Source organism: Saccharospirillum mangrovi (genome assembly GCF_003367315.1).
In the GTDB taxonomy this organism is placed as follows: domain Bacteria; phylum Pseudomonadota; class Gammaproteobacteria; order Pseudomonadales; family Natronospirillaceae; genus Saccharospirillum; species Saccharospirillum mangrovi.
Genome location: NZ_CP031415.1, coordinates 3455083 through 3480625, shown reverse-complemented (window position 1 = coordinate 3480625; position 25543 = coordinate 3455083). Strand labels below are relative to the sequence as shown.

25 protein-coding genes are annotated in these 25543 nt (G+C 58.5%); 15 read left to right on the top strand and 10 right to left on the bottom strand.

Annotated features, from left to right (window positions below; genetic code table 11):
* The first annotated feature begins 98 nt into the window (after nucleotides 1-98).
* Together DW349_RS16280 and DW349_RS16275 are read left to right on the top strand one after the other, a co-directional pair.
* Nucleotides 99-1025 carry a DMT family transporter gene (locus DW349_RS16280; RefSeq protein ID WP_108124238.1) on the top strand — a complete coding sequence of 309 codons (927 nt, stop codon included), beginning with the start codon at nucleotides 99-101 and terminating at the stop codon, nucleotides 1023-1025.
* The gene (locus tag DW349_RS16275) at nucleotides 1022-1630 is read left to right on the top strand and encodes a lysoplasmalogenase (protein WP_157954233.1); all 609 of its coding nucleotides are present in this window, start codon (nucleotides 1022-1024) and stop codon (nucleotides 1628-1630) included. The genes DW349_RS16280 and DW349_RS16275 overlap by 4 nt, the downstream gene beginning before the upstream one ends.
* Here the strand turns inward: DW349_RS16275 and DW349_RS16270 are convergent.
* Complete coding sequence (locus DW349_RS16270; protein WP_198650404.1) at nucleotides 1612-2166, bottom strand: DUF1415 domain-containing protein; 555 nt, start codon at nucleotides 2164-2166, stop codon at nucleotides 1612-1614. The genes DW349_RS16275 and DW349_RS16270 overlap by 19 nt on opposite strands.
* Nucleotides 2167-2293: 127 nt before the next feature.
* On the opposite strand from DW349_RS16270, the gene DW349_RS16265 reads away from it, so the two are divergent.
* The gene (locus DW349_RS16265; RefSeq protein ID WP_108124236.1) at nucleotides 2294-3514 is read left to right on the top strand and encodes a sterol desaturase family protein; all 1221 of its coding nucleotides are present in this window, start codon (nucleotides 2294-2296) and stop codon (nucleotides 3512-3514) included.
* A gap of 9 nt (nucleotides 3515-3523) precedes the next feature.
* Here DW349_RS16265 and DW349_RS16260 read toward each other — a convergent pair whose 3' ends face one another.
* From DW349_RS16260 to DW349_RS16250, 3 genes are all read right to left on the bottom strand, one after another.
* Nucleotides 3524-6151, bottom strand: a complete 2628-nt coding sequence (locus DW349_RS16260) for a bifunctional diguanylate cyclase/phosphodiesterase (RefSeq protein WP_108124235.1) — start codon at nucleotides 6149-6151, stop codon at nucleotides 3524-3526.
* 50 nt (nucleotides 6152-6201) lie between these two features.
* Complete coding sequence (locus tag DW349_RS16255) at nucleotides 6202-7935, bottom strand: potassium/proton antiporter (RefSeq protein WP_198650403.1); 1734 nt, start codon at nucleotides 7933-7935, stop codon at nucleotides 6202-6204.
* Nucleotides 7936-8028: 93 nt separating this feature from the next.
* Entirely contained in the window at nucleotides 8029-8970 is a 942-nt protein-coding gene (locus tag DW349_RS16250; protein WP_108124233.1) for a hypothetical protein, read from the bottom strand.
* 157 nt (nucleotides 8971-9127) lie between these two features.
* Between DW349_RS16250 and DW349_RS16245 the strand changes: the two genes are divergently transcribed.
* The 4 genes from DW349_RS16245 (at nucleotide 9128) to DW349_RS16230 (ending at nucleotide 13514) form a co-directional block, all read left to right on the top strand.
* Nucleotides 9128-9565: an SRPBCC domain-containing protein gene (locus DW349_RS16245; protein WP_157954232.1), complete on the top strand. Its 438-nt coding sequence runs from the start codon at nucleotides 9128-9130 to the stop codon at nucleotides 9563-9565.
* 22 nt (nucleotides 9566-9587) lie between these two features.
* Entirely contained in the window at nucleotides 9588-10982 is a 1395-nt protein-coding gene (locus tag DW349_RS16240; RefSeq protein ID WP_108124231.1) for a DNA recombination protein RmuC, read from the top strand.
* 54 nt (nucleotides 10983-11036) lie between these two features.
* Nucleotides 11037-11813, top strand: a complete 777-nt coding sequence (locus DW349_RS16235; protein ID WP_108124230.1) for a TSUP family transporter — start codon at nucleotides 11037-11039, stop codon at nucleotides 11811-11813.
* A gap of 90 nt (nucleotides 11814-11903) precedes the next feature.
* Complete coding sequence (locus DW349_RS16230; protein ID WP_108124229.1) at nucleotides 11904-13514, top strand: methyl-accepting chemotaxis protein; 1611 nt, start codon at nucleotides 11904-11906, stop codon at nucleotides 13512-13514.
* A gap of 109 nt (nucleotides 13515-13623) precedes the next feature.
* Here DW349_RS16230 and pobA read toward each other — a convergent pair whose 3' ends face one another.
* Nucleotides 13624-14817 carry a 4-hydroxybenzoate 3-monooxygenase gene (gene pobA, locus DW349_RS16225; protein WP_108124228.1) on the bottom strand — a complete coding sequence of 398 codons (1194 nt, stop codon included), beginning with the start codon at nucleotides 14815-14817 and terminating at the stop codon, nucleotides 13624-13626.
* Nucleotides 14818-14974: 157 nt separating this feature from the next.
* On the opposite strand from pobA, the gene DW349_RS16220 reads away from it, so the two are divergent.
* The gene (locus DW349_RS16220; RefSeq protein ID WP_108124227.1) at nucleotides 14975-15880 is read left to right on the top strand and encodes a LysR family transcriptional regulator; all 906 of its coding nucleotides are present in this window, start codon (nucleotides 14975-14977) and stop codon (nucleotides 15878-15880) included.
* Nucleotides 15881-15893: 13 nt separating this feature from the next.
* Here the strand turns inward: DW349_RS16220 and DW349_RS16215 are convergent, their stop codons facing one another.
* A complete protein-coding gene (locus DW349_RS16215) occupies nucleotides 15894-16883 on the bottom strand; it encodes an aldo/keto reductase (protein WP_269801831.1) in 990 nt (329 codons plus the stop codon).
* A 191-nt stretch (nucleotides 16884-17074) separates the two neighbouring features.
* On the opposite strand from DW349_RS16215, the gene DW349_RS16210 reads away from it, so the two are divergent.
* On the top strand, nucleotides 17075-18274 hold the full coding sequence (locus DW349_RS16210) for an MFS transporter (protein WP_108124225.1): 1200 nt from the start codon (nucleotides 17075-17077) through the stop codon (nucleotides 18272-18274).
* Between the two features lie 15 nt (nucleotides 18275-18289).
* Nucleotides 18290-19123: a fumarylacetoacetate hydrolase family protein gene (locus DW349_RS16205; RefSeq protein WP_108124224.1), complete on the top strand. Its 834-nt coding sequence runs from the start codon at nucleotides 18290-18292 to the stop codon at nucleotides 19121-19123.
* 92 nt (nucleotides 19124-19215) lie between these two features.
* Here the strand turns inward: DW349_RS16205 and DW349_RS16200 are convergent, their stop codons facing one another.
* The 3 genes from DW349_RS16200 to ligA form a co-directional block, all read right to left on the bottom strand.
* Complete coding sequence (locus DW349_RS16200; RefSeq protein WP_108124223.1) at nucleotides 19216-20226, bottom strand: amidohydrolase family protein; 1011 nt, start codon at nucleotides 20224-20226, stop codon at nucleotides 19216-19218.
* Between the two features lie 79 nt (nucleotides 20227-20305).
* Entirely contained in the window at nucleotides 20306-21145 is an 840-nt protein-coding gene (locus tag DW349_RS16195; protein ID WP_108124222.1) for a class III extradiol dioxygenase subunit beta, read from the bottom strand.
* A gap of 3 nt (nucleotides 21146-21148) precedes the next feature.
* Nucleotides 21149-21544 carry a protocatechuate 4,5-dioxygenase subunit alpha gene (gene ligA / locus DW349_RS16190; protein WP_108124221.1) on the bottom strand — a complete coding sequence of 132 codons (396 nt, stop codon included), beginning with the start codon at nucleotides 21542-21544 and terminating at the stop codon, nucleotides 21149-21151.
* Between the two features lie 174 nt (nucleotides 21545-21718).
* On the opposite strand from ligA, the gene DW349_RS16185 reads away from it, so the two are divergent.
* From DW349_RS16185 to DW349_RS16165, 5 genes are all read left to right on the top strand, one after another.
* On the top strand, nucleotides 21719-22612 hold the full coding sequence (locus tag DW349_RS16185; RefSeq protein ID WP_108124220.1) for a LysR family transcriptional regulator: 894 nt from the start codon (nucleotides 21719-21721) through the stop codon (nucleotides 22610-22612).
* A 34-nt stretch (nucleotides 22613-22646) separates the two neighbouring features.
* Nucleotides 22647-23318: a haloacid dehalogenase type II gene (locus tag DW349_RS16180; RefSeq protein WP_108124219.1), complete on the top strand. Its 672-nt coding sequence runs from the start codon at nucleotides 22647-22649 to the stop codon at nucleotides 23316-23318.
* Between the two features lie 92 nt (nucleotides 23319-23410).
* Nucleotides 23411-23875: a nuclear transport factor 2 family protein gene (locus DW349_RS16175; protein WP_108124218.1), complete on the top strand. Its 465-nt coding sequence runs from the start codon at nucleotides 23411-23413 to the stop codon at nucleotides 23873-23875.
* Nucleotides 23872-24579 carry an alpha/beta fold hydrolase gene (locus DW349_RS16170; protein WP_108124217.1) on the top strand — a complete coding sequence of 236 codons (708 nt, stop codon included), beginning with the start codon at nucleotides 23872-23874 and terminating at the stop codon, nucleotides 24577-24579. Before DW349_RS16175 ends, DW349_RS16170 begins: the two co-directional genes overlap by 4 nt.
* The gene (locus DW349_RS16165) at nucleotides 24567-25046 is read left to right on the top strand and encodes a TrmO family methyltransferase domain-containing protein (RefSeq protein ID WP_108124216.1); all 480 of its coding nucleotides are present in this window, start codon (nucleotides 24567-24569) and stop codon (nucleotides 25044-25046) included. Before DW349_RS16170 ends, DW349_RS16165 begins: the two co-directional genes overlap by 13 nt.
* Before the next feature lie 76 nt (nucleotides 25047-25122).
* On the opposite strand, the gene DW349_RS16160 is transcribed toward DW349_RS16165, so the two are convergent.
* Nucleotides 25123-25542, bottom strand: coding sequence for a PilZ domain-containing protein (locus tag DW349_RS16160; RefSeq protein WP_157954231.1), 420 nt, complete (start codon nucleotides 25540-25542; stop codon nucleotides 25123-25125).
* Nucleotide 25543: the final 1 nt, after the last annotated feature.

The window sequence follows — 25543 nt, the reverse complement described above, 5'->3', positions numbered from 1 at the left end:
GGTCTGCGGTTGCGCAGGCCGGTTAAAATGCGGACACTCCGGGCGCTCGATAGCGTCGAACAACACACCCATCCAATAACGATAAAACCGAGGTCCCTGTGTCTTACCGCGCCATGCTGGTCGCGACCGGCTTCGCCGTTCTGGCCAATTTTTTCTGGGCGACCAACGCCATTGTCGGCAAGTTGGCGGTCGCGTCGGTGCCGGCTTTTACCCTGTCGCAATTTCGCTGGTGGCTGGCGCTGCTGTTTATCGCGCCGTTCGGGTTGCCGTCGCTGTGGCGCCAGCGCGATTGGTACCGGCGCCACTGGCGGCGTCTGGTGTTGCTGTCGATTCTCAGCGTCACGCTCTACAACAGCTTTCAATATTGGGCGCTGGAATACACCCAGCCGGTCAACATCGGGGCGTTAACGGCCTTGATGCCGGTGATGATTTTTGTGCTGTCGGGCTGGCTCGGCCAGGGCCGGTTAACGGCCGGGCAATGGCTGACGGCGAGCGTTGCTGTGGTCGGTGCCTATCTGGTGTTGACGCGAGGCCAGGGCTTGAGCCTGACCGAACAATCCTGGCGCGGCGATTTGCTGTTTTTGGTCGGTTTGCTCGGCTGGTCCTGTTATTCGGTGTTGCTTAAAGGCGTGCCGACGCATCAGGTGAACGGCCTGGGTTTGCTGACGTTTCTGATCGGCAGTGGCAGCTGTTTCATTGTGCCGTTCTGGCTCAGTGGTCTGGTTACCGGATCGGCGCTGGTGCCGCCGGTGTCGGCCTGGTGGGCGGTGGCATACGTGGCCGTCTTCCCATCGCTGGTCGCCTATTTCAGTTGGATTGTCGCCGTCAGTCGTGGCAACCCCAGTCTGGCCGGATTGATGATGACCACAGCGCCACTGTTCAATGCGTTGCTGACCCTGGTGGTGTTGCGCCAGCCGGTGCTTGCGGTGCAATGGCTGGGCATTGGCTGCGTCGTTGTCGGCGTGGCATTAACGCTGTTGCAAGCCGGTCGTCAAACCACCATGCCACGGGAGTCGTTGGAATGAAGTCGGTGCAAACCAGTCTCTACGCCGGGTTGGCGTTGCTGTATTTGCTGGTGCTGGGTTGGGTGCCGTTCACGGGCGATGCCGCCATCAAGGCGTTGCCGATCGTCTATCTCGCCATTCTGGCCTGGCAGCGGGGTGCGCGCGGTTTAACGCTGGCGTTGGTCGCCAGCGCCGTGGGCGATGTGCTGTTGGCGTTCGGTGCCTTTGTGCCCGGTCTGGCGGTGTTTTTGATCGCGCAATTACTCTATGCCGCGCTCTTCGCCCGACAGTTGATCTGGCGTTCGGAGCGATTGCCGCTGGCGCTGATGTTGTTGCTCTGGTGTGGCAGTCTGCTGTTGCTGATCGGCCCGCATCTGGGTGCGTTGCTGGTGCCGGTGCTGGCGTATCTGACGGCGATTGTCTGCATGGGTCTGGCGGCCACGATGAATCGCCAATCGATCTGGCCGGGCGTGGCTGGCGCTGCCTGTTTTGTGTTGTCGGATTCGCTGATTGCGGTAGAGCTGTTTGTGACCGTATTGCCCGCCCACGGCTGGGCGATCATGGTGACTTATTACCTGGCGCAGTGGCTGCTCACTCAGGCGCTGATTCACGCATCCGAGGCGTAACACTCAGCCAGAATGGCTTTGAGTTGCGCCACGCCCATGGCTTCCATGCGCGCGATGTTGCGCTCGGGAATCTCGCCGGTATCCGGGTAGCGATCAATCGCCGTTTCCAGCGAGTCTTCACGCAATAAATGCAGAATCGGGTAGGGCGAACGGTTGGTGTAATTTTCCGCCGCGTCTGGTTCGGTGTCGGCAAATTGATAGTGCGGGTGGAAGGTCGCTATCTGGAATTCGCCTTCGAGTTTCAGTTGGCGCAGCAGCGCATCGGCCTGGTCGAGAAAGTCGTTGAAGTCGAGAAAGTCCGTCAGCACGGCCGGGTGAATCAGCAAGGTGGTTTCGATGTCTGGCTCAGTTTGCAGGCGGTTTAATTCCAGGCCTAAATCGGTCAGCAAATCCGTCTCGTTGCGTGCCTCGGACACAACAAAGCGCACCCGGTCACGCACCAGTTCGCGTTTGGCGAACGGACACAGATTTTCCCCCACGACCAGACGGTCGACCCAACGGCGAACCGCTTGCAGGGTGTTGGTTTGATCGATCATCGCGATGGACACTCCGGTTGACAGCGGTCGTTAGTCTAGCGGTTTACAGGCCTCATCGGGCCAACTATCTTTACTGACCGGGTGTTTAATAAAAACAATAAGGTCGCCTGAGCGACCGGAGCCTGCGATGAATCTTATCCTCTACGCCATTCCTGGTTTTGTCGTTTTATTGCTGCTGGAAATTGCGGTCGATGCCTGGCGCCGCACCGGTTATTACCGCGCCAACGATGCCATTGCCTCGCTCAGTACCGGCATGCTCAACCAGACGCTGGGTTTCGCCACCCAGTTCCTTCGGTTTCTTGGCTACGCCACTTTATGGGCGCTGCTGCCGCACGCGGAATTAACGATGTCGCCAGCGCTCTGGGTGCTGGCGTTTGTGTTGTACGACCTTTGTTATTACTGGAGCCATCGCTGTCAGCACCAGATTAATTTTCTCTGGGGCATTCATGTGGTGCATCACCAGAGCGAGGAATTCAATTTATCGACGGCGTTGCGCCAGCCGTTCAACGATTTCTGGATTGGTTCGGTGTTTTATCTGCCGATGCTGTTTTTGGGTTTCCCGCCTGAGGTCATCGTCGTCGTCGGTTCGCTGAATCTGATTTATCAATTCTGGGTGCATACGCGTTTTATCGGTCGGCTCGGCTGGTTGGAGCGGGTGTTGGTAACGCCGATGAACCATCGCGTTCATCACGCCATCAACGACCCATACATCGACCGCAATTTTGGCGGCGTCTTTATTCTCTGGGATCGGTTGTTCGGCAGTTATCAAGCCGAGCTCGACAGCGAACCGTGTGTCTATGGCTTGCGTAAACCTTTGCAGTCGTGGAATCCGTTTTTTGCCAACCTGCAGGTGCATCGGCAGTTGCTCAAAGACGCCTGGCACACGCGCCGCTGGATCGATAAATGCCGGCTGTGGTGGATGCCAACCGGCTGGCGCCCGGCCGATGTTGCCGAACGTTTTCCGTTGCCGCGTTGCCTGCCCGACACCCAGGTGAAATTCGATGCGCCGCCGGCGCGCCGAGTGCAGGCCGTCGTTATCGCGAATCACGCCTGGTTGATGGGTCTGACGGTCTGGTTTCTGATCAACACCAGCGATCTTACTTTCACCGCCGCACTACTGCATTTTCTGCCGTTAGGCGGTGGTTTGTGGCTGAACAGCCGGGTGTTGGAGCAGCGCTCCGGTGCGGTGGTGCAAACGGCGGTGTTCTGGTTGCTCTGTGCCAGCCTGCCCTGGCTGGTGCCGTCGTTGCGGTTTCCGACTGAGGTGTTTACTGCACTGGCGTTGTTATCGGCACTGAGTTTTGGTTGGGCAGCACGGTCGCCACAGCCACTTGCTGTGTCGCATTGAGTGAGTCTATTACACCGTGCTTTTTTCCGGGCGCGCCAACAAGGTTTCGAGCCGTTGCGGTCGATAAAAATAGAAACCCTGGAGTTCGTCGCAACCCAGGGCGGTGAGCGTCTGCACGTCCAATTCGGTTTCGACGCCTTCGGCGACCACGCTCAAACCCAAGGTGTGGCCGAGGTTGATGATGGCGCGAATCAATTCCAGATGCTTGCCGCCGACGCTGAGGTTTTGCACAAAACGCTTGTCGATTTTCAGCACCGATAACGGCAGCGATTGCAGCATGCCGAGGTTGGAATAGCCGGTGCCGAAATCGTCCATGGCGAAGCGAATGCCCATCTGCGACAGGTCGGCCAGCGTTGCCAGTGTGGTGTCGGATTCTTCGGTCAGCGAATGTTCGGTGATTTCAAATTCGACGCGTTCGGCGGGTACGCCGGACATCTGAATTTCGGCGGCCACGTAACGCACCAGGTCGGCATGTTCGAGTTGGCGCGGCGACAAATTAATGGAAATCACCACGTCCGGATCGAGCCGATCCAGATTGCTGGCGAACTGACTCAGCGCTTCGCGAATCACCCAATTGCCGATGTCGACAATCAGATGGCTGCCTTCGGCCAACGGAATAAATTCCGCCGGCGACACAAACCCCAACACCTCGCTTTCCCAACGCAGCAACACTTCAATGCTCGACCAGCGACCGTCCACACTCGACACGCGCGGCTGCAACACCAGATGGAATTCGTTGTTGTTCAGAGCGTTGGGCAACAGCCGCATCACTTCCTGACGCCGATCGTTTTCGATGTTTAATTGATCGGAATAAAACTGATAAAAACCGCGCTCGTCTTCCTTGGCTTTTTGCAACGCCATCTCGGCTTTTTTCACCAGACCTTCGTAGTCCTGATCGTCTTCCGGGCAGGTGGCGATACCCAACGTGGCGGTCAAACTGATGCGGCGGTCGTCCAGCGTCAGCACTTCGGCAACCGACTTGAGAATGTTGTCGGCCACAAAAATTGCGTGGCTGGGGTCTTTGAGATTTTGCAGACAAGCGGCAAAACGGTCGCCGGACAAACGCGCGATGCTGTCGCTGCGACGGGTGCATTGGCCAAGCCGGTCGGTCATCACCTTGAGCACTTCGTCGCCAATCGAGTGGCCGTATTGGGAGTTGATCGCTTTGAAGTTATCGAGGTCGATGATGATCAACGCCAGGTGGTTATCGTGCCGGCGCGACAGGCTGATTGCCTGCTGCACCTGCTTGCCGAAAAAGTTGCGGTTGGACGCGCCGGTCAGCGAATCGTAGTAAGCGAGTTTTTGCAGTTCGGCGGCGGTGGATTTGATTTCGGTGATGTCGCGCACCATGCCCGACATTTCACCTTCGGCGTTCAGCGCCAGGCTGTGTTCCACCCAGATCAGCGCTTCGTCGGTCATCACTCTGTGTTCCAACCGGGTGAAGGTGGCTTCGCCGGAACGCACAAAGCGCAGATGCGACAGCACGTATTCGCGGTCGGGTTCGTAGATGTGCGCCAGAATTTGAGTGCCGCTGAGCGTTTGTTGTTCGATGCCGAGCATTTCCGCCAACGGCGACGACAGCGAATAATGTTCGTAATCGTTGGTGGTCCAGGAACCGAGACGGCCCAGACGTTGCGCGGCGAGCAGTTCGCGCTCCTGGGTTTTCAGCCGCAACCGTTCCTGATCGCGGATGCGCATCAAGCGATGCTGCCAACCGACGATGGCGCCAAGGCAAATCCACAACATCAGACCGGCCGCGCGAGCGCCCCAGGGTGCCCACACCGAGGGCTCGAAACCCTGGGCGGGTTCAGCCAGGAATTGCCAGTCGAACCCGGAATGGAAGAATCGCGCCTGCACCGCCAGCGGGCTCAGTTCGCCGCCGGATAATAATTGGTGGTGTTGGTCGCTGCGCACCAGTGTCAATTGCAGATTCATGCGCGAACCGGATAAGGCGGCGCGGGCAAGCAGGCGGTCGAGCGACAACACGCCGGAAACCAGCGTGTCCGGCCGGCCAGGAATTGGCAGGCGGTAAATCAGCGACTGATCGCCCTGCAACGACTCAATAGGCCCGACCACCAACGGCTGTTGGTCGCGCATCACCTGTTCGATGGCCGCTCGCTGTTCCGGCACAGTGCGCATATCCAGGCCGATCAGTGCCAGGTTTTCGGCGGTTGCCGGGTAGACGTGGGTGATTATCAGATGGTCGGTAATGGCAATGTTCAGATAGGCAAAATTCTGCGGTGGAATCAGATAGTCGAGCCAGCCTTGATAGGTGCTTTGCGGTAACTGTTCGGCGTTGGACACCAGCAGGGCGATAGAATCCAGGTGGCTGCGATTGATCACCAACTGGCTTTCCACCCGTTTGGCGATGATGTTGAGATCGTCACTGAGTTCGCTCTGGCGCGAACTCAGTTGCAGCTCCAGCACCAGCCCTTCGAGCCAGGTGGTGATTGGTACCACGGGAATGGCCGCCAGCACCGCCAGCTTGATCAACAACTGACCGCGACGGCCCCGCCAGATGGAAAACACCACACACACCAGGGCGGCCAACGTCAGGGCGACATCGACCCAGAAAGCCGTGGTGTATAGGGTGGTGCCCAGTAAAACAATGGCGAGGACCAGACTCAGGGCGGGCATGGTCGGTATCCGATCATGAACATTGACGATCCAGTATAGACAACTGTCGCCTAGTGACCACTGGGCAGCAATTTCAGGCCAACGGTTTCAATGCGATCACCGGTCATCTGGCGGATGGTCAGCCGAACTGCGCCCAGCCGGGTGCGGTCACCCACCACCGGATGTCGGCCCAAACGCAAGTGCAGCAGGCCTTCGACGGTTAAGCTGCGTTCTTCGTCGGTGATCGGCAAACCGTAGGCGCTGGCGAGATCGGCGACTTGAGCGTCCGGGCGCAACACGAATTCGCCGTAGAAATTGTTGCTGGCGAGCAAACCGGCTTTGGTCTCGCTGGAAAACTGACTGGCGACGTCGTCGACGTCTTCGCTGCGCAACAACATCCAGACGCGGTCGCCGGCGGCCAGATTGACGTCGCCATCGGGCGGCAGCGGCCGGCCGTCGCGCACGAGCGCTACCACAGTCGGGTTGATCGGGTTGTCATCGCCAGCGCGGAACAGCGGCGATAAAACCGGCGATTCCGGCTCAACCTGGAACTCGTCCACTTCCAGCGTCATCTGCTCGCTCGACACCAGACGGTGGCGTTTGGCCGGCGCCGGTGCCGGCGGAATCAGCATGTTCAGCCAGCGCGCCATCAACGGCACCGTTGAGCCTTGCACCAGCAGCGACACCAGCACGACCGCAAAGGTGACATTAAAAATGTATTCGGCGTTCGACAGCCCTGCCATGACCGGGTAGACCGCCAACACAATCGGCACCGCGCCGCGCAGCCCGACCCAACTGATGTAAAAGCGTTCGTTCCATTGAAAGCGGAAGGGCAACAGGCACAGCAACACCGCCACCGGCCGCGCCACCAGAATCAGGAAGGCGGCGATGGCGCCAGCGGTCGGGGCGAAATACAGCACTTCATTGGGCGCAACTAATAAGCCGAGGATCAGGAACATGCCGGCCTGGGCCAGCCAGGCAAGGCCGTCCATGATTTGCGACACCGCCTCAGAAGGCCCGGTGCGCGCATTGCCCAGCATCAAACCGACCAGATACACCGCCAGATAACCGCTGCCGCCGAGCCGGTTCACGCCGGCAAAAACGACCAAGCCAAACGACACCACCAACAGCGCCTGCAAACCGTCAGCCAGACGCAGATGCCTTACCAGCCGCGCCAGCAGCCAACCGCCGCCAACACCACAGGCAGCGCCGAGCATAAATTGTTCGGTCAACAGTTTCGTCAACGGCAACCAGGCGAGTTCAGCCTGGCCCTGAATCAGATCGACCAGCACGATGACCAGCAGAATCGCCATCGGGTCGTTGGCGCCGGATTCCAGTTCCAGCGTGCCGCCGACGCGCTCGTTAAGCCGAATGCCGGAATTGCGCAACAGATTGAACACCGCCGCTGCGTCGGTGGAACCAACGATGGCGCCGAGTAACAAACCAAACAGCGGATTCACGCCCAACAGCCAGGTGGCAAACGCGCCGAGCGCGCCGGCAGTGAGCACCACGCCGACGGTCGCCAGCGTCAGTGACGGCCAGAAAGCGGCGCGGAACGTCGAGGTTTTGGTGCGCATGCCACCGTCGAGCAGGATGACTGCAAGGGCCAGATTGCCGACCAGAAACGCCTGATCGAAATCGTCAAACGGAATGCCACCAACGCCGTCTTCGCCGGCCAACATACCAATCGCCAGAAACAGCAACAGAAACGGCAGGCCGATGCGCACCGTCAAGGTGCTCGCCAAAATGCCGATCAGCACCAGCAGACCGGCGATCAATAAAAACAGGTTGGTATCGAAGGGCACAGCAACATCCTTGGCGGGTTCTGTCTGGAGCATACCGCAAAGGGTCAATTCAACGCAGCGGGGTGTTTGTCGGCTGTTATTGGCCGTCGCCGGCTAAAGGCTTGGGCAGAGGCCAACGCCGAGGCCGGTGCCCAGGGTAATGGTTAGCGCCGGTACCGGGCTGGGAAAGGCGAGTGCGGCGGCACTGCTGTCGTGCATCAGGCTGACCAGTGCGCCCAGGCCGGCGCCGGGCAGCCATTCCTGATGCAGCGTTGCCGCCAGATTCGGGCTGTCTTCAACCAGGCGGTGATACACACCGGAGCGATAATCGAACGGCTGGCCGCCGTTCATGTAACACGCCAGGCTGATGGCCGTTGGCAAAGCCGCGCCAACCAGCGTGCGGGTGTCGCGCAGCACCGCTTGAAAGGCGTTGGCGCGAAACAAACCGGCGTCGTTGAGCCAGTGATCAACGGTCAATTCCGGCAACGGTTCGACTGCTGCATCGGCGAAAGCCAGGCCGCGTTTGATGCCGGTGGCGCCGAAATCCATCACCAGCATGGGCGGGTGGCGCGTCGGTTCCGGCTCGTGTGTTTTCCACAGCGTCGCCAACCCCGCCAGCCCGGTCTGGCCGCCGTAAGGCGATAGCACCAATTCACGACCGCTTAACCGGCCAGACAAGGCTTCGGTCAACGCCTGACCGAACGCGCCACTGGTTAAACCGCCGCCGAGCACCAGCCGTTGGCACTGACGCCAGCAGTCGGCGTAGCGTTGTTGAAAGGCGTTGCCGGCGGCCCAGAATTCGGCGGCCAGGGCGGTGTTCAACACGGTCATCAAACGGTCGGCGTAGCGCGTCAGAATCTGCTGGTCGGCGTTGTTGTTGGGGTCAAAGGTGCGCAGGAACTGACGCACCGAACGCTCGTCGCCAGGCTCCTGTTGCAGAATCAATTGATGCAGCGCCGCGGTAGACACCCAATGCCGCGCCGGCCGCTCCGGCTCGCCCGGCAAGGTGACCGGCAAGCGATTGAGCGAAGCGTCGGGCGTTAATGTCAAAGCCATGGTGGGTGTCACGAATTACCGGGTCGCGCTAATGGGAGTCGCGCCACCATAGTGCTGGCCGGGCGACTTGAACAGTCAAAACGTGTCAGAATATGGCCGACAAAAAATGCAGCTGGACAACGCACCCAGCCCACCCAAGCCAGTCTCGAGGACGCTCATGTTTACTCTGTTTCATCAGGTTGATATCGATGCCCCGGCCCCGCGCATCTGGGAACAACTGACCACGCGCACCGGCATCCAAGGCTGGTGGTCGGGCACCGTCAGCATTGCCGGTGGCGACAGCTGGCGGCTGAGCAGCAGCGACCTGGAAGCGCCCATTACGCTGCGGGTGGTGGAAGAAGAACCGGATCAACGCCTGGAATGGCTGTGCGTGCAAGGCGCGCCGGATTGGGAAAACACCCTGATTTTGTGGACGCTGAAACCGCTCAAGCAAGGCTTCAGTGTCTGTCTGGAACACCGCGACTGGCGCCTGGACGACGAAGGCCTGGCGGCGGAAAACACTCGTTGGGGCGAACGTCTGATCAAGCTGCGCGCCAACTGCCACCACAACGACGAACTGCCCCACAACGACGACGATCTGAGCGTCTGGACCTGAGTACCTTGGGAGAAACCATTTAATGACGCCTTGGCTATCGCCGGAGTTTTTACCGTCTTTGTTATTGGCTGCTTTGATCGGTGCTGGCCTGGCCGGTGGCGGTTTGTTGATTGTGCGCCAACGGTTACTGAGTGAGCGCCAACAACTGCTGAACGATTTGCAGCAAGCGCGATTTGAAACGCAACTGTCGCAGCGCAAACTGGATGACGTGCAAAGCGAACTGGATACCAGTCGTGCTCGCATTCAGCAATTGGACAGCGCATTAAATGACAGTGGCAACCGACTGGCACGACTGGAAACGCAACATCGGGCCGATGCACGTCATTACGAAGAACAGTTGCAATTGCTCAAAGAAAATAAAGAAGCGTTGAAGCAGGAATTTTCCAATCTCGCCAACGAAATTTTCGACAACAAAGGCAAACGCTTTGCTGAACAAAGCCAGGAAAATCTCAATGCCTTGTTGAAGCCGTTCCGCGAACAAGTCGAACAATTCCGCAAACGTGTTGACGACATTCATACCCAAGACACCCAAGGCCGCGCCGAATTAAAAAGCCAGCTCGAATCGCTGAAAGAGTTGAACAACCAACTCAACGAACAAGCCAGCGATTTAACCCGAGCGCTGCGCGGCGACAAAAAACTGCAAGGCAATTGGGGCGAATTGCAGGTTGAGCGCATTCTGGAAAGCGCCGGTTTACAACGCGGCCGCGAGTACGAACGCGAAGCCAATTTCAAAGACGAAGACGGCCAGAACCGACGGCCGGACTTCATCGTCCATCTGCCCGATGGCAAACACTTGATCATCGATTCCAAAGTCTCACTGAACGACTACCAGCAATACGTCAGCGCTGAAGACGACTTGGAACGAGACGCCGCCTTGAAGCGTCACATCGCCTCGGTGCGGCAACACATTCGTTCGCTGAGCGACAAAGATTATCCGCATCTCGATGGCATGAAAGCGCCGGATTTCGTGTTGATGTTTATGCCGATCGAGCCAGCCTTTATTGCCGCCTTCCAAGCCGACCCGCAATTATTCAACGACGGGTTTGAACGCAACATCGTCGTCGTCACGCCAACTACTTTGCTGGCAACGCTGCGCACCGTTGCCAACCTCTGGACGCTGGAACGGCAAAACGACAACGCGAAAAAACTGTTCGACCAGGCCGGCAAGGTTTACGACAAACTGCGCATCTTTGCCGAGAAAATGGAAAAGCTCGGCAATCAGTTAGGCACCGCGCAACGCACTTACGACGACGCCTGGACAACGCTGCGCGACGGCCGCGGTTCGCTGGTGCGACAAGTCGAAGTGCTGGAAGAATTGGGCGCCTCGGTGCGGCGCAAACTGCCCGAATCCATCGCTTCCGGTTTGGCCGTTGACGATGCCGAAGACGACACCCAAAACGACAATGACGACGCTTAACCGGCGTCGTTTTTTATTGGCCCATCTTTAATTCAATCCAATCAAGGTAGCGGAATGTCCGACCTCAGTCTGATGCAGTATGGGTTGATCGCTCTGGTGTTTATTTGGAGTGGTTTTGTTCGGTCCGGTTTGGGTTTCGGTGGCGCGGCATTGTCGCTGCCGTTTCTGTTGTTGATTGCCGACCGGCCGGTGGTGTTTTTGCCAATCATCGGTGTGCATTTGCTGGTGTTTTCGTCGCTGACGGTGTGGCAAAGCCATCGCCAATCGCAGCAAACCGATGAACACAACGAAGGCGGCACGGTCGATTGGCGCTATCTGGGCAAGTTGTTGTCGCTGCTGCTGATCCCGAAACTGATCGGCGTTTTTGGTTTGCTGACGCTGCCCGACGCGGTAATGAGCGGCATTATTTTCGTGATCGTTGGCGGCTATTCGATCAGTTACATCCTCAATAAACCCTTTCAAAGTACCTCCAAACCATTGGAATGGTTGTTCATCATTTTGGGCGGCTACATCAGTGGTGCGTCTTTGGTGGGTGCGCCTTTGTTGATTGCCGTGGCGGCACAGCATGTGGCGCGGCATCAATTGCGCGATACCTTGTTTGCGCTCTGGTTTGTGCTGGTGTGCATCAAGCTCGGCGCCTTCATTATTTTTGGTGTCGATCTGCAATTGCTGGCGGCGTTGTACTTGTTGCCGGCGGCGGGCATCGGCCATGTGTTAGGGCTGCGCTTTCACGCCATGTTGCAACGCGCCGACGCCAAACGTTTCTATCGCTGGTTGGGTTGGGTGCTGTTGATTACCAGCTCGGTGGGCGTTGTGCAGGTGATGCTGTAGCCGCTTGTAAAATTTCGTAACGCCGGTTTCACCCTTTCGTCATTCGGCCACTAGAGTCAGGCAGACATTCATGGCGGAGTGAACGGATTCATGACCATCAAACTGAAATTACTGGGTTTGGTGCTGGTCGCAGTATTGGCGTTGGCATTGACCAGCGCCTTTGGATTTCTGGGCATCAATCATTTGGATCGGTCGGCCGACAGCATGCTGACCAACACCTCCATTCTGAGTCATCACCTGACGGCCGACATGATGCACGACGCCCTCAGTTCCGATGTGATGGCGTCGCTCATCGCCAGCCAAACGCGCGACCAGGACGCTCTGGCCGGCGCGCAGGCCGACCTCGCCGAACACGCCGCTACCTTCCGCGAGCAACTCGACGCCAACCAACAACTGATTACCGATGCGGACACCCTGAACGCCCTGGATGCCGTTTTGCCAGCGCTGCAAAGTTACATCGCCAGCGCCGAACGGCTGGTGCAGGAAGCCGGCGTTTCCTACCGGACCGCTCTGGTTTTATTGCCCGATTTTCGCGTCGCGTATGATGCGCTGGCCGATCAGATGGAAGCACTCACCGAGTTGATTGAAGGCAATGCTGAACGCGTTCAGCAACGCGCTGGTCAAACCGCCGAGGTGTCCAACGTTATGATGGCGGTGGCTGCGGCATTGGGCATGGTGGCGCTGCTGGGCATCGCCTGTTGGGTGATCGTTAACATTCAGCGTTCGCTGCGGGTAATGATTGGCGGTGCGCGTGATTTATCCGCCGGCAAACTCGATCAACCGCTGCCAGTGCGCGGGCGTGATGAACTGACCACCGCCATGCAGGCGTTGGAAACCATGCGCACCAATCTGACTGAGATGGTCGCCTCGATCGACCGGGCGTCAAAACGCCTGGTGCAGTCGTCCGAAGGTTTGATTCGCATGGCGCGTGAAAGCAGCGACAGCGTCAGCGAGCAGCAATCGGAAATTTCCCAGATGGCGACCGCCATGCAGCAAATGGCGTCAACGGCCGCCGATGTCACTCAGAACATTGCCCAGGCGGCGACCGCAGCCAACGACGCCAATCAACAAAGCCGGCAAGGTTTGGCGGTGGTCAATCGCATGACACAAGCCATGCAGCGGTTGACCGAACAAGTGGAGAAAACCGCCGGCCGCATTCATCGGTTGGATGAAGACAGCGCGGAAATTTCCGATGTGCTGGAAGTGATTACCGGCGTCGCCGAGCAAACCAATTTGCTGGCGTTGAACGCAGCCATTGAAGCGGCGCGGGCCGGCGAACAGGGCCGGGGGTTTGCTGTTGTCGCCGATGAAGTGCGCACCTTGGCCGCGCGCACTCAGGCATCGACTGAACAGATACGCGAAACCACCGACAAGCTGCAAAGCGGCTCGCGCGCCTCAGTTGAATTGATGACCGAAAGCCAGCAACAACTGACCGATACCGCCAGTCAGGCCAGCGAAGCGGGCGAAGCACTGGAAGCCATCGCCCGCAGCGTTAACGACATCAACGACATGAACGCCCAGGTCGCCAGCGCGGCTGAAGAGCAAAGCCGTGTTGCCAATGAAATGAGCCAGACGTTGGAAGGCATTAACGGCCGCGCGCAGCACGCCAGTGACAGCATGAAACGCACGTCGGAATCGGCGCGGGAAGTGTCGAGCATCGCCGGCGAATTGCAGGCAGCGGTGGGCCGGTTTCAGGTTTAGGCTAGACGCTTGACGGAAGACGCTGGACGCAGGTTACAAAAAGGGAAGCACCTGGCGGTAGCTTCCCTTTTTGGTTTAAACATTCACAACGGGCGCAGCCCGGCGTGAATTAGCCCCAGTCTTCTATTGGAAAACCACCGTACTGTTCACCCAACCAGGCCAGGCCCGCTTCGGATTCGGCGATGCTGTCGAGTTCGGCTTCGGCCGCGCGGGTTTCAAACGGCGACTGGTCGGGGAACACATGCAGCAAGCCAGTCAGCCACCAACTGAAACGTTCGGTTTTCCACACCCGTGCCAGCGCGACTTCGGAATAGCGATCCATCAGGCTGTCGCTGTTTTCTTTGTAGTGCGTAACCAGTGCGCGCCACAGGTAATAGACGTCGCTGGCGGCCAGGTTCAGACCTTTGGCGCCGGTCGGCGGCACGATGTGCGCGGCGTCGCCGGCCAAAAACAGATTGCCGTAACGCATCGGTTCAGACACGAAGGAGCGCAGCGGCGCGATGGATTTTTCAATCGACGGGCCGGTGACGATTTGTTTGGCGATGTCCGGCGGGAAACGCTGCGTCAGTTCGTCCCAGAAACGGTCGTCCGACCAGTTTTCCACTTTGTCGTCCATCGAGCATTGTACGTAATAGCGGCTCAACATCGGGCTGCGTTGCGACGCCAGCGCAAAACCGCGTTCGTGTTGCACGTACCACAAGTCTTCCAGCGGCGGTGTTTCCGACATCACGCCGAGCCAGCCAAACGGATAGACCTTCTCGAACGTCTTCTGCACCGATTCCGGAATGGAGCGGCGCGACACGCCGTGGAAACCGTCGCAGCCGGCGATGTAATCGCAATCGACGCGCAGCGTTTCGCCGTTCTGAGTGAAGGTGACGTACGACGCTTTGTCGGTCAGTTCGTGCAGCACCACGTCTTCAGCTTCGTGCCAGACCTGGCCGCCGATCTTGTCCATTTCGGCGTAGAGATCTTCGGTGATGTAGGTCTGGCCGTAGGCCATCAGTTTGCGCTTGGAATATTTGTACGAATCGATCATGAAATGACGCTCGCCTTTCCAGGCGACGCGGGTGCCGTCGTGGGCGTGGCCCTGCTTGTCCATGCGCTCGCTGACGCCGGCGCGGCGCAGTAATTCAACCGCGCTCCATTCCAGAATGCCGGCGCGAATGCGCTCCAGCACGTGGGCGCGGGTGGCGCGTTCGATGACGACAGAATCGATACCTTCCCGGTGCAGCAGGATCGACAGCAGCATGCCGGCCGGTCCGCCGCCGATGATGGCGACCTGGGTCTTGTGAGTTTGGCTCATGCGTTACCTCCGCAGATGGGCGAGTGGCCCTGATTGTTGTTGTCAGTCTGGTGCAATCGCTGATCGGAGCAAAATAACACCCTGCGATCTATCGCTGTAGATGCCAAAATTGTTCGTGTGATAACGTTTCGTTATAGCTTTGCAACGGACAACGGCGATGAAACTGGATCTGATCGAAGCCTTTCTGGCGACGCTGGAAAGCGGCAGCATTCGCGCAGCCGCCAAGGCGCTGCATCAGTCGCAGCCGGGTGTGTCGAAAAAACTGCGCCAGTTGGAAACCGAGCTGGGCGTGCCGTTGATCACCCGTTCGGTGAAGGGCATCGATTTAACCCGCTACGGCGAAGCCTTTGCCGTGCGCGCCCGTGCCATCCTGAACGAAACCGGCCGTGCGCTCGACGAAGTGCGGCAGTTACGCGGTGAACTGGAAGGGGTGGTGCGCATCGTGTTGGCGCCGTCGTCGTGCGTCGATTTGGTGTCGCAGGCGGTGCGCTTGTTTCAACGCGATTGCCCGGCGGTTCGGCTCGACATCTATGAAGGGTTGCAGGCGTTGGCGGTCGATCAATTGCGCGCCGGCCGCATCGACTTTGCTGTCTGCCCGTTGTGGGAACCGCTGCCGGAAACGGAATTTATCGTTACCGAAATCGAGCGGATGCGCATGGCGGTGGTCACCAGTGTTGGCAGCCGTTATCGCGGCGCGACCAGCCTGGCGCAATTGGACCCGCTCGATTGGGTGCACGTGGGCGCTGGCGCCAACATCAGTCCGCTGGTGGTGAAGATTTTTCAACAAGCCGGTTTGCCCGCGCCACAACCGCGTATGGAATGTTATTCGCTGACTTCAACGCTGGCGTTATTGGTCGATTCCGAAGCGGTGGCGTTGCTGCCGGCCAAGTTGGCCGAACAGCCGCAATACCGGCACTTGCTGGTGGAAGTGCCGGTGCGCGAGACGATTCCGGATTACCCGCTTTATCTGATTCATCGCCGTGAAAGCCCGCTGACACCGGCCAGCCAAAGTCTGGCATCGACCTTCGCGCGGGTGGCCGGCGCCAAACGCGCACCGGCCTGAACGCGCGCTCAAATCAGGATGCGACGTTGAACGGCTCGGTGTCGATTTCCGCCAACGTCGCCTGGCCGTAACGTGGGCCGGACACGGTGTCGTCGTTGATCCACCCATCGAGTTTTTCGATCACGCTCGAGTGCAGTTCGATGTCGGCTGCGGCGAGATTATCGCGCAAATGATTCAACTGAGTGGTGCCTGGAATGGCGACGATGGACGGCGAACGGTGCAGCACCCAGGCCAACGCCAGTTGCGCGGTGGTGATGCCCAATTCATCGGCCAGTGCGTTCATCGGTTCCAGCAAGGCGAGGTTTTTGGCGTAGTGCTCGGTGCTGAAACGCGGCATGGATTTGCGGATGTCGCCATCGGGCAGACGCGATGGATCGATCAATTTACCGCTCAGATAACCACGCGCCAGCGGGCTGAACGACACGAACGTAATGCCCATGGCTTCGCAGGCTTTAATGACCGCGATTTCAGCATCACGACTCCACAACGACAACTCGGTCTGCACGGCGGCGATGGGGTGCACCGCGTGCGCCTTGCGCAAAGTCGCGGCTGAGACTTCCGACAAGCCCAGTTCGCGCACCTTGCCGGCTGTCACCAGATCGGCCATGGCACCGACGCTGTCTTCAATCGGCACGGATTTATCCCAACGGTGCAGGTAATACAGATCGATAACGTCGGTGTTCAGCCGTTGCAGCGCGTCTTCACAGGTTTGCTTGATGGTTTCCGGTCGGCCGTCGATGGCGCGTTGGCCGTCCGGGCCTTTGAACATGCCGCATTTGCTGGCCAGATAAAATTCGTCGCGGCGATGCATCACCGCCTTGCCCAGCAGCGATTCGTTTTTGCCAAAGCCATAGAGAGCGGCGGTGTCGAGATGGTCGTAGCCCAGATCGAGCGCGGCGTTGAGCAATTTGATGCCGTCTTCTTCCGCCGGACGCGGACCATAGGCGTGCGACAGATTCATACAACCAAGGCCGATGGATCGGGTGTCTTTTAATGTCTTCACGGTGTCCTCCGTTGTTGTTTTTGTGCTGCTCTTGTGGGCGCGGCAGCTGGCTGGTCGGCCGATGGTAAAAGGCGGTCCAGTGTAGCGTCTGGCGGCGTTGCAGGTTCGGTACGCTGTGTTGCATCGAGGCGAAGAGCGGACCGCTTAGACTGCTGCGCACAACAATAAAGACGTTGCAGGACAGTGCCTTCATGTCTCATCGATCGCCCGCTTTCTACCTTAGCCTGATACTGACGATCAGCCTGTCGGTTATCGCTATCGACTCGATCATTCCTGCCATTCCATTGCTGACCCACGCCTTTGGCGCCAGCGCCAGCCAGGGTCAGTTAACCATCGGGCTGTATCTGGCGGGTTATTCGCTGGGGCAGATTCCAGTCGGCTTGGCGGCCGATCGCTACGGCCGGTTGCCGGTGTTGTTTGCAGGCATGGCGCTGTTCACCGTGATGTCGTTGGTAACCGTGCTGGCGAATTCCATGGAACTGCTGCTTATCGCGCGGTTTCTGCAAGGCGTGGCTGGTACCGTCGGCCCGGTGCTGGCGCGGGCGGTGATTCGCGATACCCATCAAGGCCCGAATCTCGCGCGGATGATGGCGATCATGGTGACGGCGTTGGCGGCTGGCGCCATGGTCGCGCCGATTCTCGGCACGGTGTTGGTGATGCTGAGCGGCTGGCAGGCACCGCTGGTGTTGAATGTGGTGGTCGGCGTGGCGGTGTTGTTTCTGCTGTGGCGCTTCGTGCCGGAAACGCATCAGGCAACGGACCAGGGTAACGTCTGGCAACAGGTGCGCAGCAGCAGCCGGCTGTTTTTCACCACGCCGGCGGCGGTGTGGGGCACCGTGTTGGTGGGCGCGACCTTCTTTGCGTATTTCTCCATCGCCACCGGCCTGGGCTCGGTGCTGGTCGACTATTATCACTTTCCGGCCGATGTCGTCGGTTGGGGCTTTGCTGCCGCCGTGGTGTTCTACATGGCATCGGCGCAATGGGGCCGGGTGATGGTGAAACGCCATAACAAACTGACTCTGATTTATCTCGGTGCGCTCGGCTATTTGCTGGCGGTATTGATTGGCGGCACGGCGTTGTTGCTGGCGTCTCTCGGGATCGAATTAGCCTTGCCCTGGCTGGCCTGCACCATCGTCGCGTTTTTGTGCGGCATGGGGCTGATTTTCGCCAACGCCTCGGCCATTACGCTCGACCCGATTCCGCAGATTGCCGGTTATGCTGCATCGCTGTTGGGGACAGCGCAGATGGGATTGGGCACACTGGGCGCCATGTTGACAGCACTGCTGTACCGCCAACATCCAGCCAGTTTATTGGTGGTCATGGTGACAGGCGCAGCGGTGTCGGTATTGTTGATTGCACTTCAAAAACGCTGTCGTTTTGTCACGGAATAAAACTCGAGGTCGCTGATGAAATTAGTGTCGTTTGAACGGGCGGGCAACGCCGGTTGGGGCGTTCTGGAAAACGATGGTATTCGCGATGCGAGTGCTATTGCGCCGTCGATCAAAGCCTTGTTGCGAGGCGCGGGTTTGTCGTCACTGCAACCGTTGTTAACAACGTTGCCGGTTATTAACGAAGCGGATCTGAATTATTTGCCGGTGATTCCCGACGCCGAAAAAATTTACTGCATCGGCATTAACTACGCGCGCCACATCGAAGAGACCGGCATGCCGAAACCGGACTATCCGATGATCTTCACCCGCTACGCCGACACTCAGGTGGGCCACCAGCAACCCTTGGTTCGCCCCAAGGTATCGCATCGTTTCGATTACGAAGGCGAACTGGCCGTTGTCATCGGCAAAACTGCGCGTCATGTCCCGGCTGAAAACGCGCTGGACTATGTCGCCGGCTATAGCTGTTACAACGATGCCTCGGTGCGCGATTGGCAAATGCACACCTCGCAATTCACGCCGGGAAAAAATTTCCCCGGCAGCGGCGCGTTTGGCCCGGCACTGGTGACCACAGATGAAATTCCCGATCCGTCCAAACTGCACCTGTCTACCATTTTGAACGGTGACATTATGCAAGACACACCGGTCAGCGATCTGGTGTTTGATGTTGCGCAACTGATTGAATACATCAGCACGTTCTCTCAATTAAACCCAGGCGATGTCATCGTCACTGGCACGCCCGGCGGCGCCGGCGCGTTTCGCAAACCGCGTGTTTGGTTGCAACCGGGGGATGACGTTGTGGTGAAAATCGATGGCGTTGGTGAGTTGCGCAATAGCGTTTTAGATGAATAAAAAAACCCGCCGAAAACGGCGGGCAAAGCACAACACAAGATGGGAATGTTGATTCGATGGCGGCCGCAGTTGTTGCATGCGGCCGGTTTCGATTACACCTTTAAACGCGGAAATACAGCGCGGGCGTTGTCTTCAAAAATCATTTTCTTTTCGGCAGCGCTGAGTTTGGTGTTGCCGTCGATGTAGCGCTTGGTGTCGTCGTAATAATGGCCGGTGCGGGGGTCGATGCCGCGCACTGCGCCGATCATTTCTGAGGCGAACAGGATGTTTTTGGTCGGAATCACATCCAGCAACAGATCGATGCCTTCCTGGTGGTAGACGCAGGTGTCGAAATAGATGTTGTTCAGTACGCGTTCTTCCAGATCACCCAGGCCTTTGTCTTCGCTGATACCACGGAAGCGACCCCAGTGGTAAGGCACGGCACCGCCGCCGTGCGGGATGATGAATTTCAGGTCCGGAAAATCTTTAAATAAGTCGGACATCATCAGGTGCACAAAGGCGGTGGTGTCGGCGCTTAAATAATAAGACGAGGTGGTTTCAAAGCTGGGGTGGCAGGCGCCGCTGACGTGAATCATCGCCGGGATGTTCAGCTCGCTCATCTTTTCGTAGATGGGGTACCAGAATTTGTCGTGCAGCGGTTTGTCTTTCCAGAAACCGCCGGACGGATCGGGGTTCAGGTTGCAACCGATGAAGCCCATTTCATTGACGGTGCGCTCCAGTTCAGCGACGCAGGCTTCGGGTGTGACTTGCGGGCTTTGCGGCAACTGCGCGACCGGAACGAAGTTTTCCGGGTACAGATCGCAGACGCGTTTGATCAGGTCGTTGCAGTGTTCGGTCCAGGCGACGCTGGTGCTTTCGTTGCCCAGATCGTGGCCCATCCAACTGGCGCGCGGCGAGAAAATGGTGACGTCGGTGCCGCGTTCGCGTTGCAGTTTGAGCTGGTTGTTTTCGATGCTGTCGCGAATCTGGTTGTCGCTGATGTTGAGCGCGCCTTTGCTGGTGCGGAAGTTCGGATCGGTTTTCAGCTCGGCGCGCTGACGGTCGCGGTATTCGCCCAACTCGCCCGGAGCTGTTGTGTAGTGACCGTGGCAATCAATGATCATGATGCACTCCAAATAGGGTAGTGTTGCGTCGATTTATTCGGGGCCAGTCGGCCCCTTTTGTTGTTCTCTGCGGTCGGCGTCAGTCGCTTTCCAGCAGGATGATGCCAGCGCCAGTGTTGGACGCAGGCACGTGATAGAAGCTGTAGGTTTCCGTGGCGTTGTCGCCCAGGGCACCACGCATGATCAGCCACATCACCAGTTCGATGCCTTCGGAGCCGGCTTCACGCATGTATTCCACGTGCGGCTTTTTCACCAGGCTGGGAACGTCGGCGGTCAAATTGTGCAGAAAAGCGCGGTCGAATTCTTCGTTGACCAAGCCGGCGCGCTCGCCCTGCAATTGATGCGACATACCGCCGGTGCCGAAGATGGCGACGTTCAGATCTTTGTCGAACGCTTCGACGGCTTTGCGAATCGCTTTGCCTAAATCGTAGCAACGCTTGCCGGTCGGTGGCGGGTATTGAATGACGTTGACACACAGCGGAATGATTTTGCACGGCCATTCATCCGGCTCGCCGAAGGTGATCGACAGCGGCACGGTGCAGCCGTGGTCGATGTCCATTTCGTTGGCGATGGTGATGTCGAACTCATCGAGAATCAGCGACTCGACCAAATGCCAGGCGAGGTCGGGTTCGCCCTGGGCGACCGGCACTTTGCGCGGGCCGTAACCTTCGTCAGCCGGATTGAACGATTCCGCGACACCTAAAGTGAAGGTGGGGATCAGGTTCAGGCCGAAGGCTGAGGCGTGGTCGTTGTAGACGACGATGGCGACGTCAGGCTTGTTCTCTTTGAGCCAGTCGCGCACCGGTTGGTAACCGTCAAACAGCGGTTTCCAGTAATCGTTTTGGGTCTTGCCATTGTCGATGGCGGCACCGATGGCCGGTACGTGGGAGGTACCGATGCCGGTTGTGATCTTTGCCATGGTTCAGCGCTCCTGTGCTTTTTTGCTGCGGTTGCCTTCGACGGAACGCCCGCCCTGAATCATCATCTGCGCAAACTCTTCTTCGGTGATGCCGCTCATTTCGCCACCGACGTACTGCATGGAGCGACCATCAAAAATGGCGAGCTTGAAGGTGTAATAGATGTTGCCGCCCAGACGCAAAAGGCCGAGCCAGTCGCGCTCCAAAACTGCCCGGCGCTGTTCTGGTGTCAGCTTGAAGTTGTCCAGATAGGCGGCTTCGTCTTGGCGAAACGCCTCCCGGTTTTCTGCCTTGTTCAGCGACATGCAGAACATGTTCAGGTGGTAGCCCTGACGGCAGTGCTGGCCATCCATGACGTAGGTGCCAGGGATGTCCATGTAGTCACGATCTTCGCGTTTCATGGGTCTCGCCTCTTGAGTGGGTCTATTGGGTTGACCCTTTGGTATTCGTTCCGGCGCTTTCTGCGTTAGCGTTATTTTAGGGCGTACGCGACTGCCCAGCGCTGGAATAGGGTGACAATCAGCCTAGTTAAGGGCACAATCTGGAACAACCTATAACAATAGGACGTTTCGTTCGTGAAGTGGAACATTGCCGACTTGCCTGTCTTTGTGGCTGTGGTCGAACGTGAAGGCATTTCCGCCGCCGCCCGGGCGCTGCGGATGCCTAAATCGAGCGTCAGTCGTTTCATTCAACGTTTGGAAGATGATCTGCAAGTGCGGTTGCTGGAGCGCAATTCGCGCCAGATGCGCATGACCAGCGAAGGCGAAATTTTCTTCAAGCATTGCCAGTTGATCATGGAACAGATCGAAGTGGCCGATGCGCAGATGAACGGTCTGACTCATACCCCCAGCGGTGAGTTGACGGTGTCGCTGCCAATGGCGTTCAGTCGCCACATTCTCGGCGGCCATCTGCACCGGTTCTACGAACGCTATCCGGAAATTCAACTGACCATTCAGGTGACGCCGACGACGGTTGATTTGATCGGCGATCACATCGATCTGGCGGTTCAGGTTGGTGACTTACCCGATTCCGAACTGATCGCTGTGCCGTTATTTGAAACGCCACTGGTGTGGGTGGCGAATCCGAAAACCTTTTCGGCGGAACACCGCTTCGACAGCCTGGAATCACTGCTGGCGGAAGTGAAAGTGTGCGAGCGCCGCTACAACAAAACGCCGTTGCTGATTCGCCATCACGGCGAAAAACAGAAGGCGGAAATTGAAGCGACGATTGAAACCATTGACCCGATTATGGTGCGCGACACCGTGGCCGCCGGGACGGGCATTGGTCTGTTGCCGCGCATTTATTGCGCCGATTTGATCGACCAGGGCCAACTGGTGGAAGTCGGCCGCGAATACGCGCTGGATGCACCGGCCAAGGCGTCGGCTGTTTACACCAGTCGGCGCATGCTCAGCGCCAAAACACGATTGTTCATCGAGTTCCTCAAAGAGTTGACCGACAGCCGCGTCTGACCGAGTCTGAACGCCCGATTCACGGAGCGCGACGATGACACTGACGCTGGCATTCGACATCTACGGCACGCTGATCGATACCCGAGGCGTGGAAACAACCTTAACCGGGATGGTCGGCAGCGATGCCGCAGCGGTCAGCCGGACCTGGCGCGATAAACAACTCGAATACGCGTTTCGTCGCGGTCTGATGGGTCGTTATCAACCCTTTTCCGAATGCACCCGTCAGGCGTTGGATTTTGCGCTGGCCTTTCATCAGCATTCGCTCCAAGCCGACCAACGCCAACAGTTACTCGACTGCTATCAGCACTTACCCGCTTTTACCGATGCGCTGCCCGCCTTGCACAGCCTGCAAGCCGAGGGTTATCAACTCTGGGCGTTTTCCAACGGCCAGGCGACGGCAGTTGACACCTTGTTGGTAAACGCCGGGTTGCGTGATTGCTTCGCCGGTATCGTCAGTGTTGACGATGTGCACAGCTTCAAACCGGATCCGAAGGTGTATGCCCACTTTCTGGCGCGCACGAACGCCGAGGCAGCGACCACCTGGCTGGTTTCCTCTAACCCTTTCGATGTGATTGGCGCCCGCTCGGCCGGCTGGCAGGCGGCCTGGATACAGCGGTCGGCGGCGGTTGTGTTCGACCCTTGGGAACTCGCGCCCAGCCAGACGCTGAGTGCGTTGACGGAACTCGCCGCTGCATTGAAACGCTGAGCTTTTTTGCAACGGCGGAACGCACTGTCCATGGCCCCGTTGCGTCGTTGAACTGAGTATCCTTGGCGCACAACAAGACAGGGGAGGCCGAGATGAGCCACGCACTATCAGAACTGGATCGCTGCCTGATCCACCGGGCGGTTGAAGCGCTGATCATTCGCACCGGCAAGACCATCGACAGCAAGCAGTTCCAGGCACTGGACCAGTGTTTTCACGCCGAAGGCCGGCTGTATCGGCCCACCACGCCCGAGCCGCTGATCGGCCCGGCAGCCATTGCCGCCTCCTATGAACAAAACCCGGCGCAGCGTTTGAACCGTCATCTGGTGTCGAATCTGAGTGTCGATATCGAATCGGCCAACGACGTGCGTGCCCATTGCTATGTAACGCTGTATTCCAGCGACGACGGCGAACTGGTCGATGGTGTTTTTGGTGCGCCGTTGCACCGCTGTCTGGTAGGAGAATTTCACGACCGTTGTGTTAACACCGACGCCGGCTGGCGCATTCTGGAGCGACGCGCCAGCTTCACGCTGAAAATGCCGGTGGGGGAAAGCGTATGAAACCGACTTTGCTGCTGCTGCCTGGCCTGATGTGTGACCAGCGTGTCTGGCAACCGCAAATCGATGCGCTTAGCGACGCCTGGGATTGCCGCGTGCCCGATTACGATTTTGCTGATGACTTGGGTGCCATGGCCGAATATGCCTTGTCGATAGCGCCCGACACCTTCGCATTGGCGGGCCACTCGATGGGCGGCCGGGTCGCGCTGGAAGTGATGCGTCGTGCCCCAGAGCGGGTGTTGCGCTTGGCGTTGCTCGATACCGGCTACAAAGCCCTGGCCGATGGTGAGGCTGGCGAGCGCGAAGTGGCCGGGCGGATGCGGTTGGTTGAGATGGCACAACGCCAGGGCACGGCCGTTATGGGCGAAGACTGGGTGCAGGGCATGGTGCACCCGGATCGGTTGAGTGACAGCGTCTTGCTGGGTGAGATTGTCGAGATGATCGGCAGTAAGACCGTCGCCACCTTTGAGCGTCAGATTCATGCCTTGATTCACCGCCCCGATGCCACTGATGTATTGCAGGCGATTCGCTGCCCGACCACCTTTATCTGCGGCAGTCACGACAGCTGGAGCCCGCTGTCTCAGCACCAGGAAATGGCCGAACAGGTTCTTCATAGCCGCGTCGTGGCTATCGAAGACGCCGGTCACATGAGTACCATGGAACGCCCCGACGCAATGAACGAGGCGTTCTGGCAATGGCTGAGCTGATTCCCGACGACTTTCATTTCCAACCCATTGGCTGGGTGCGGGGCGGCCGCGTTGAGGCGACCAAAGACGGCTGGGCGGGTAACCGCTGCACCCTGGCGTTGCGCGCCGATCTGTTTGGCCCGGAAGCGCTGCAGGGCGTAGCGGCACTGTCGCATCTGGAAGTGCTTTTCTGGTTCCACATCGACGCTGATGAAGCCGTTGCTACAGGCGCCCGTCGTCCGCGCGGCAACCCGGACTGGCCATCGGTTGGCATCTTTGCCCAACGCGGTCGCATGCGTCATAACCGCATCGGCGTGTCGTATTGCCGGGTGTTGAGCGTGGAAGGGTTGAATGTGCAGGTTGAAGATCTGGATGCGGTGGACGGAACGCCGTTGCTGGATTTGAAACCGGTGTGGCGCGAAACCCTGCCCAGAGGTGAGATTCGTCAGCCCGATTGGGCCAGTGAATTGATGCGGAACTATTATTGACGGTAGACGCTGAACGGAAATCGCAAGCTACACCGAATCGGCGTCTCCCGTTTCCCGTCAAGCGTTCAGCGGCGTTTCAACGCCCGTGCACAAACGGATCGCCGCCGCGATTCTGCACCAGTGAATCGTCGGCTTCATCAGCGGCGTCGGTCGAGGATTCGTGAAAACGCACCATTAATTCTTCCAACGTCTGGCGCGATTGTGCCGACATGTCTTCCAGCGACAAACCCAGTGCATACAAATCCGGGTCGGCTTCGTGGTCGCACCAGCGCACCTGGGCGTAAAACGCCATTTGCCCATTGCCCATGGTGTTGTGAGGCAGGTCGACCGTCAGCGCCAGACGCGTGCCGGCGTCGAACGAGGCGTTGCCGATCAGCATCATGCCATCCAAAGTCACGTCCACCAGATGGCCGTTGAACAGCCGGCCCTGGTCGTCCTGTGCTTCCGCACGTAGGCGATAGATAAAGCGGGTCCGGTCCTTGCGTCGCGAGTCCATA

Excerpts from the sequence above, each read along its gene's own strand:
- DW349_RS16250 (WP_108124233.1), bottom strand. The coding sequence starts at position 8,970 with ATGGCTTTGACATTAACGCCCGACGCTTCGCTCAATCGCTTGCCGGTC.
- DW349_RS16200 (WP_108124223.1), bottom strand. The coding sequence starts at position 20,226 with ATGATCATTGATTGCCACGGTCACTACACAACAGCTCCGGGCGAGTTG.
- DW349_RS16170 (WP_108124217.1), top strand. The coding sequence starts at position 23,872 with ATGAAACCGACTTTGCTGCTGCTGCCTGGCCTGATGTGTGACCAGCGT.
- DW349_RS16195 (WP_108124222.1), bottom strand. The coding sequence starts at position 21,145 with ATGGCAAAGATCACAACCGGCATCGGTACCTCCCACGTACCGGCCATC.
- DW349_RS16240 (WP_108124231.1), top strand. The coding sequence starts at position 9,588 with ATGACGCCTTGGCTATCGCCGGAGTTTTTACCGTCTTTGTTATTGGCT.
- ligA (WP_108124221.1), bottom strand. The coding sequence starts at position 21,544 with ATGAAACGCGAAGATCGTGACTACATGGACATCCCTGGCACCTACGTC.
- pobA (WP_108124228.1), bottom strand. The coding sequence starts at position 14,817 with ATGAGCCAAACTCACAAGACCCAGGTCGCCATCATCGGCGGCGGACCG.
- DW349_RS16245 (WP_157954232.1), top strand. The coding sequence starts at position 9,128 with ATGTTTACTCTGTTTCATCAGGTTGATATCGATGCCCCGGCCCCGCGC.
- DW349_RS16270 (WP_198650404.1), bottom strand. The coding sequence starts at position 2,166 with ATGATCGATCAAACCAACACCCTGCAAGCGGTTCGCCGTTGGGTCGAC.
- DW349_RS16275 (WP_157954233.1), top strand. The coding sequence starts at position 1,022 with ATGAAGTCGGTGCAAACCAGTCTCTACGCCGGGTTGGCGTTGCTGTAT.
- DW349_RS16180 (WP_108124219.1), top strand. The coding sequence starts at position 22,647 with ATGACACTGACGCTGGCATTCGACATCTACGGCACGCTGATCGATACC.
- DW349_RS16220 (WP_108124227.1), top strand. The coding sequence starts at position 14,975 with ATGAAACTGGATCTGATCGAAGCCTTTCTGGCGACGCTGGAAAGCGGC.
- DW349_RS16165 (WP_108124216.1), top strand. The coding sequence starts at position 24,567 with ATGGCTGAGCTGATTCCCGACGACTTTCATTTCCAACCCATTGGCTGG.
- DW349_RS16235 (WP_108124230.1), top strand. The coding sequence starts at position 11,037 with ATGTCCGACCTCAGTCTGATGCAGTATGGGTTGATCGCTCTGGTGTTT.
- DW349_RS16160 (WP_157954231.1), bottom strand. The coding sequence starts at position 25,542 with ATGGACTCGCGACGCAAGGACCGGACCCGCTTTATCTATCGCCTACGT.
- DW349_RS16230 (WP_108124229.1), top strand. The coding sequence starts at position 11,904 with ATGACCATCAAACTGAAATTACTGGGTTTGGTGCTGGTCGCAGTATTG.
- DW349_RS16265 (WP_108124236.1), top strand. The coding sequence starts at position 2,294 with ATGAATCTTATCCTCTACGCCATTCCTGGTTTTGTCGTTTTATTGCTG.
- DW349_RS16175 (WP_108124218.1), top strand. The coding sequence starts at position 23,411 with ATGAGCCACGCACTATCAGAACTGGATCGCTGCCTGATCCACCGGGCG.
- DW349_RS16205 (WP_108124224.1), top strand. The coding sequence starts at position 18,290 with ATGAAATTAGTGTCGTTTGAACGGGCGGGCAACGCCGGTTGGGGCGTT.
- DW349_RS16210 (WP_108124225.1), top strand. The coding sequence starts at position 17,075 with ATGTCTCATCGATCGCCCGCTTTCTACCTTAGCCTGATACTGACGATC.
- DW349_RS16260 (WP_108124235.1), bottom strand. The coding sequence starts at position 6,151 with ATGCCCGCCCTGAGTCTGGTCCTCGCCATTGTTTTACTGGGCACCACC.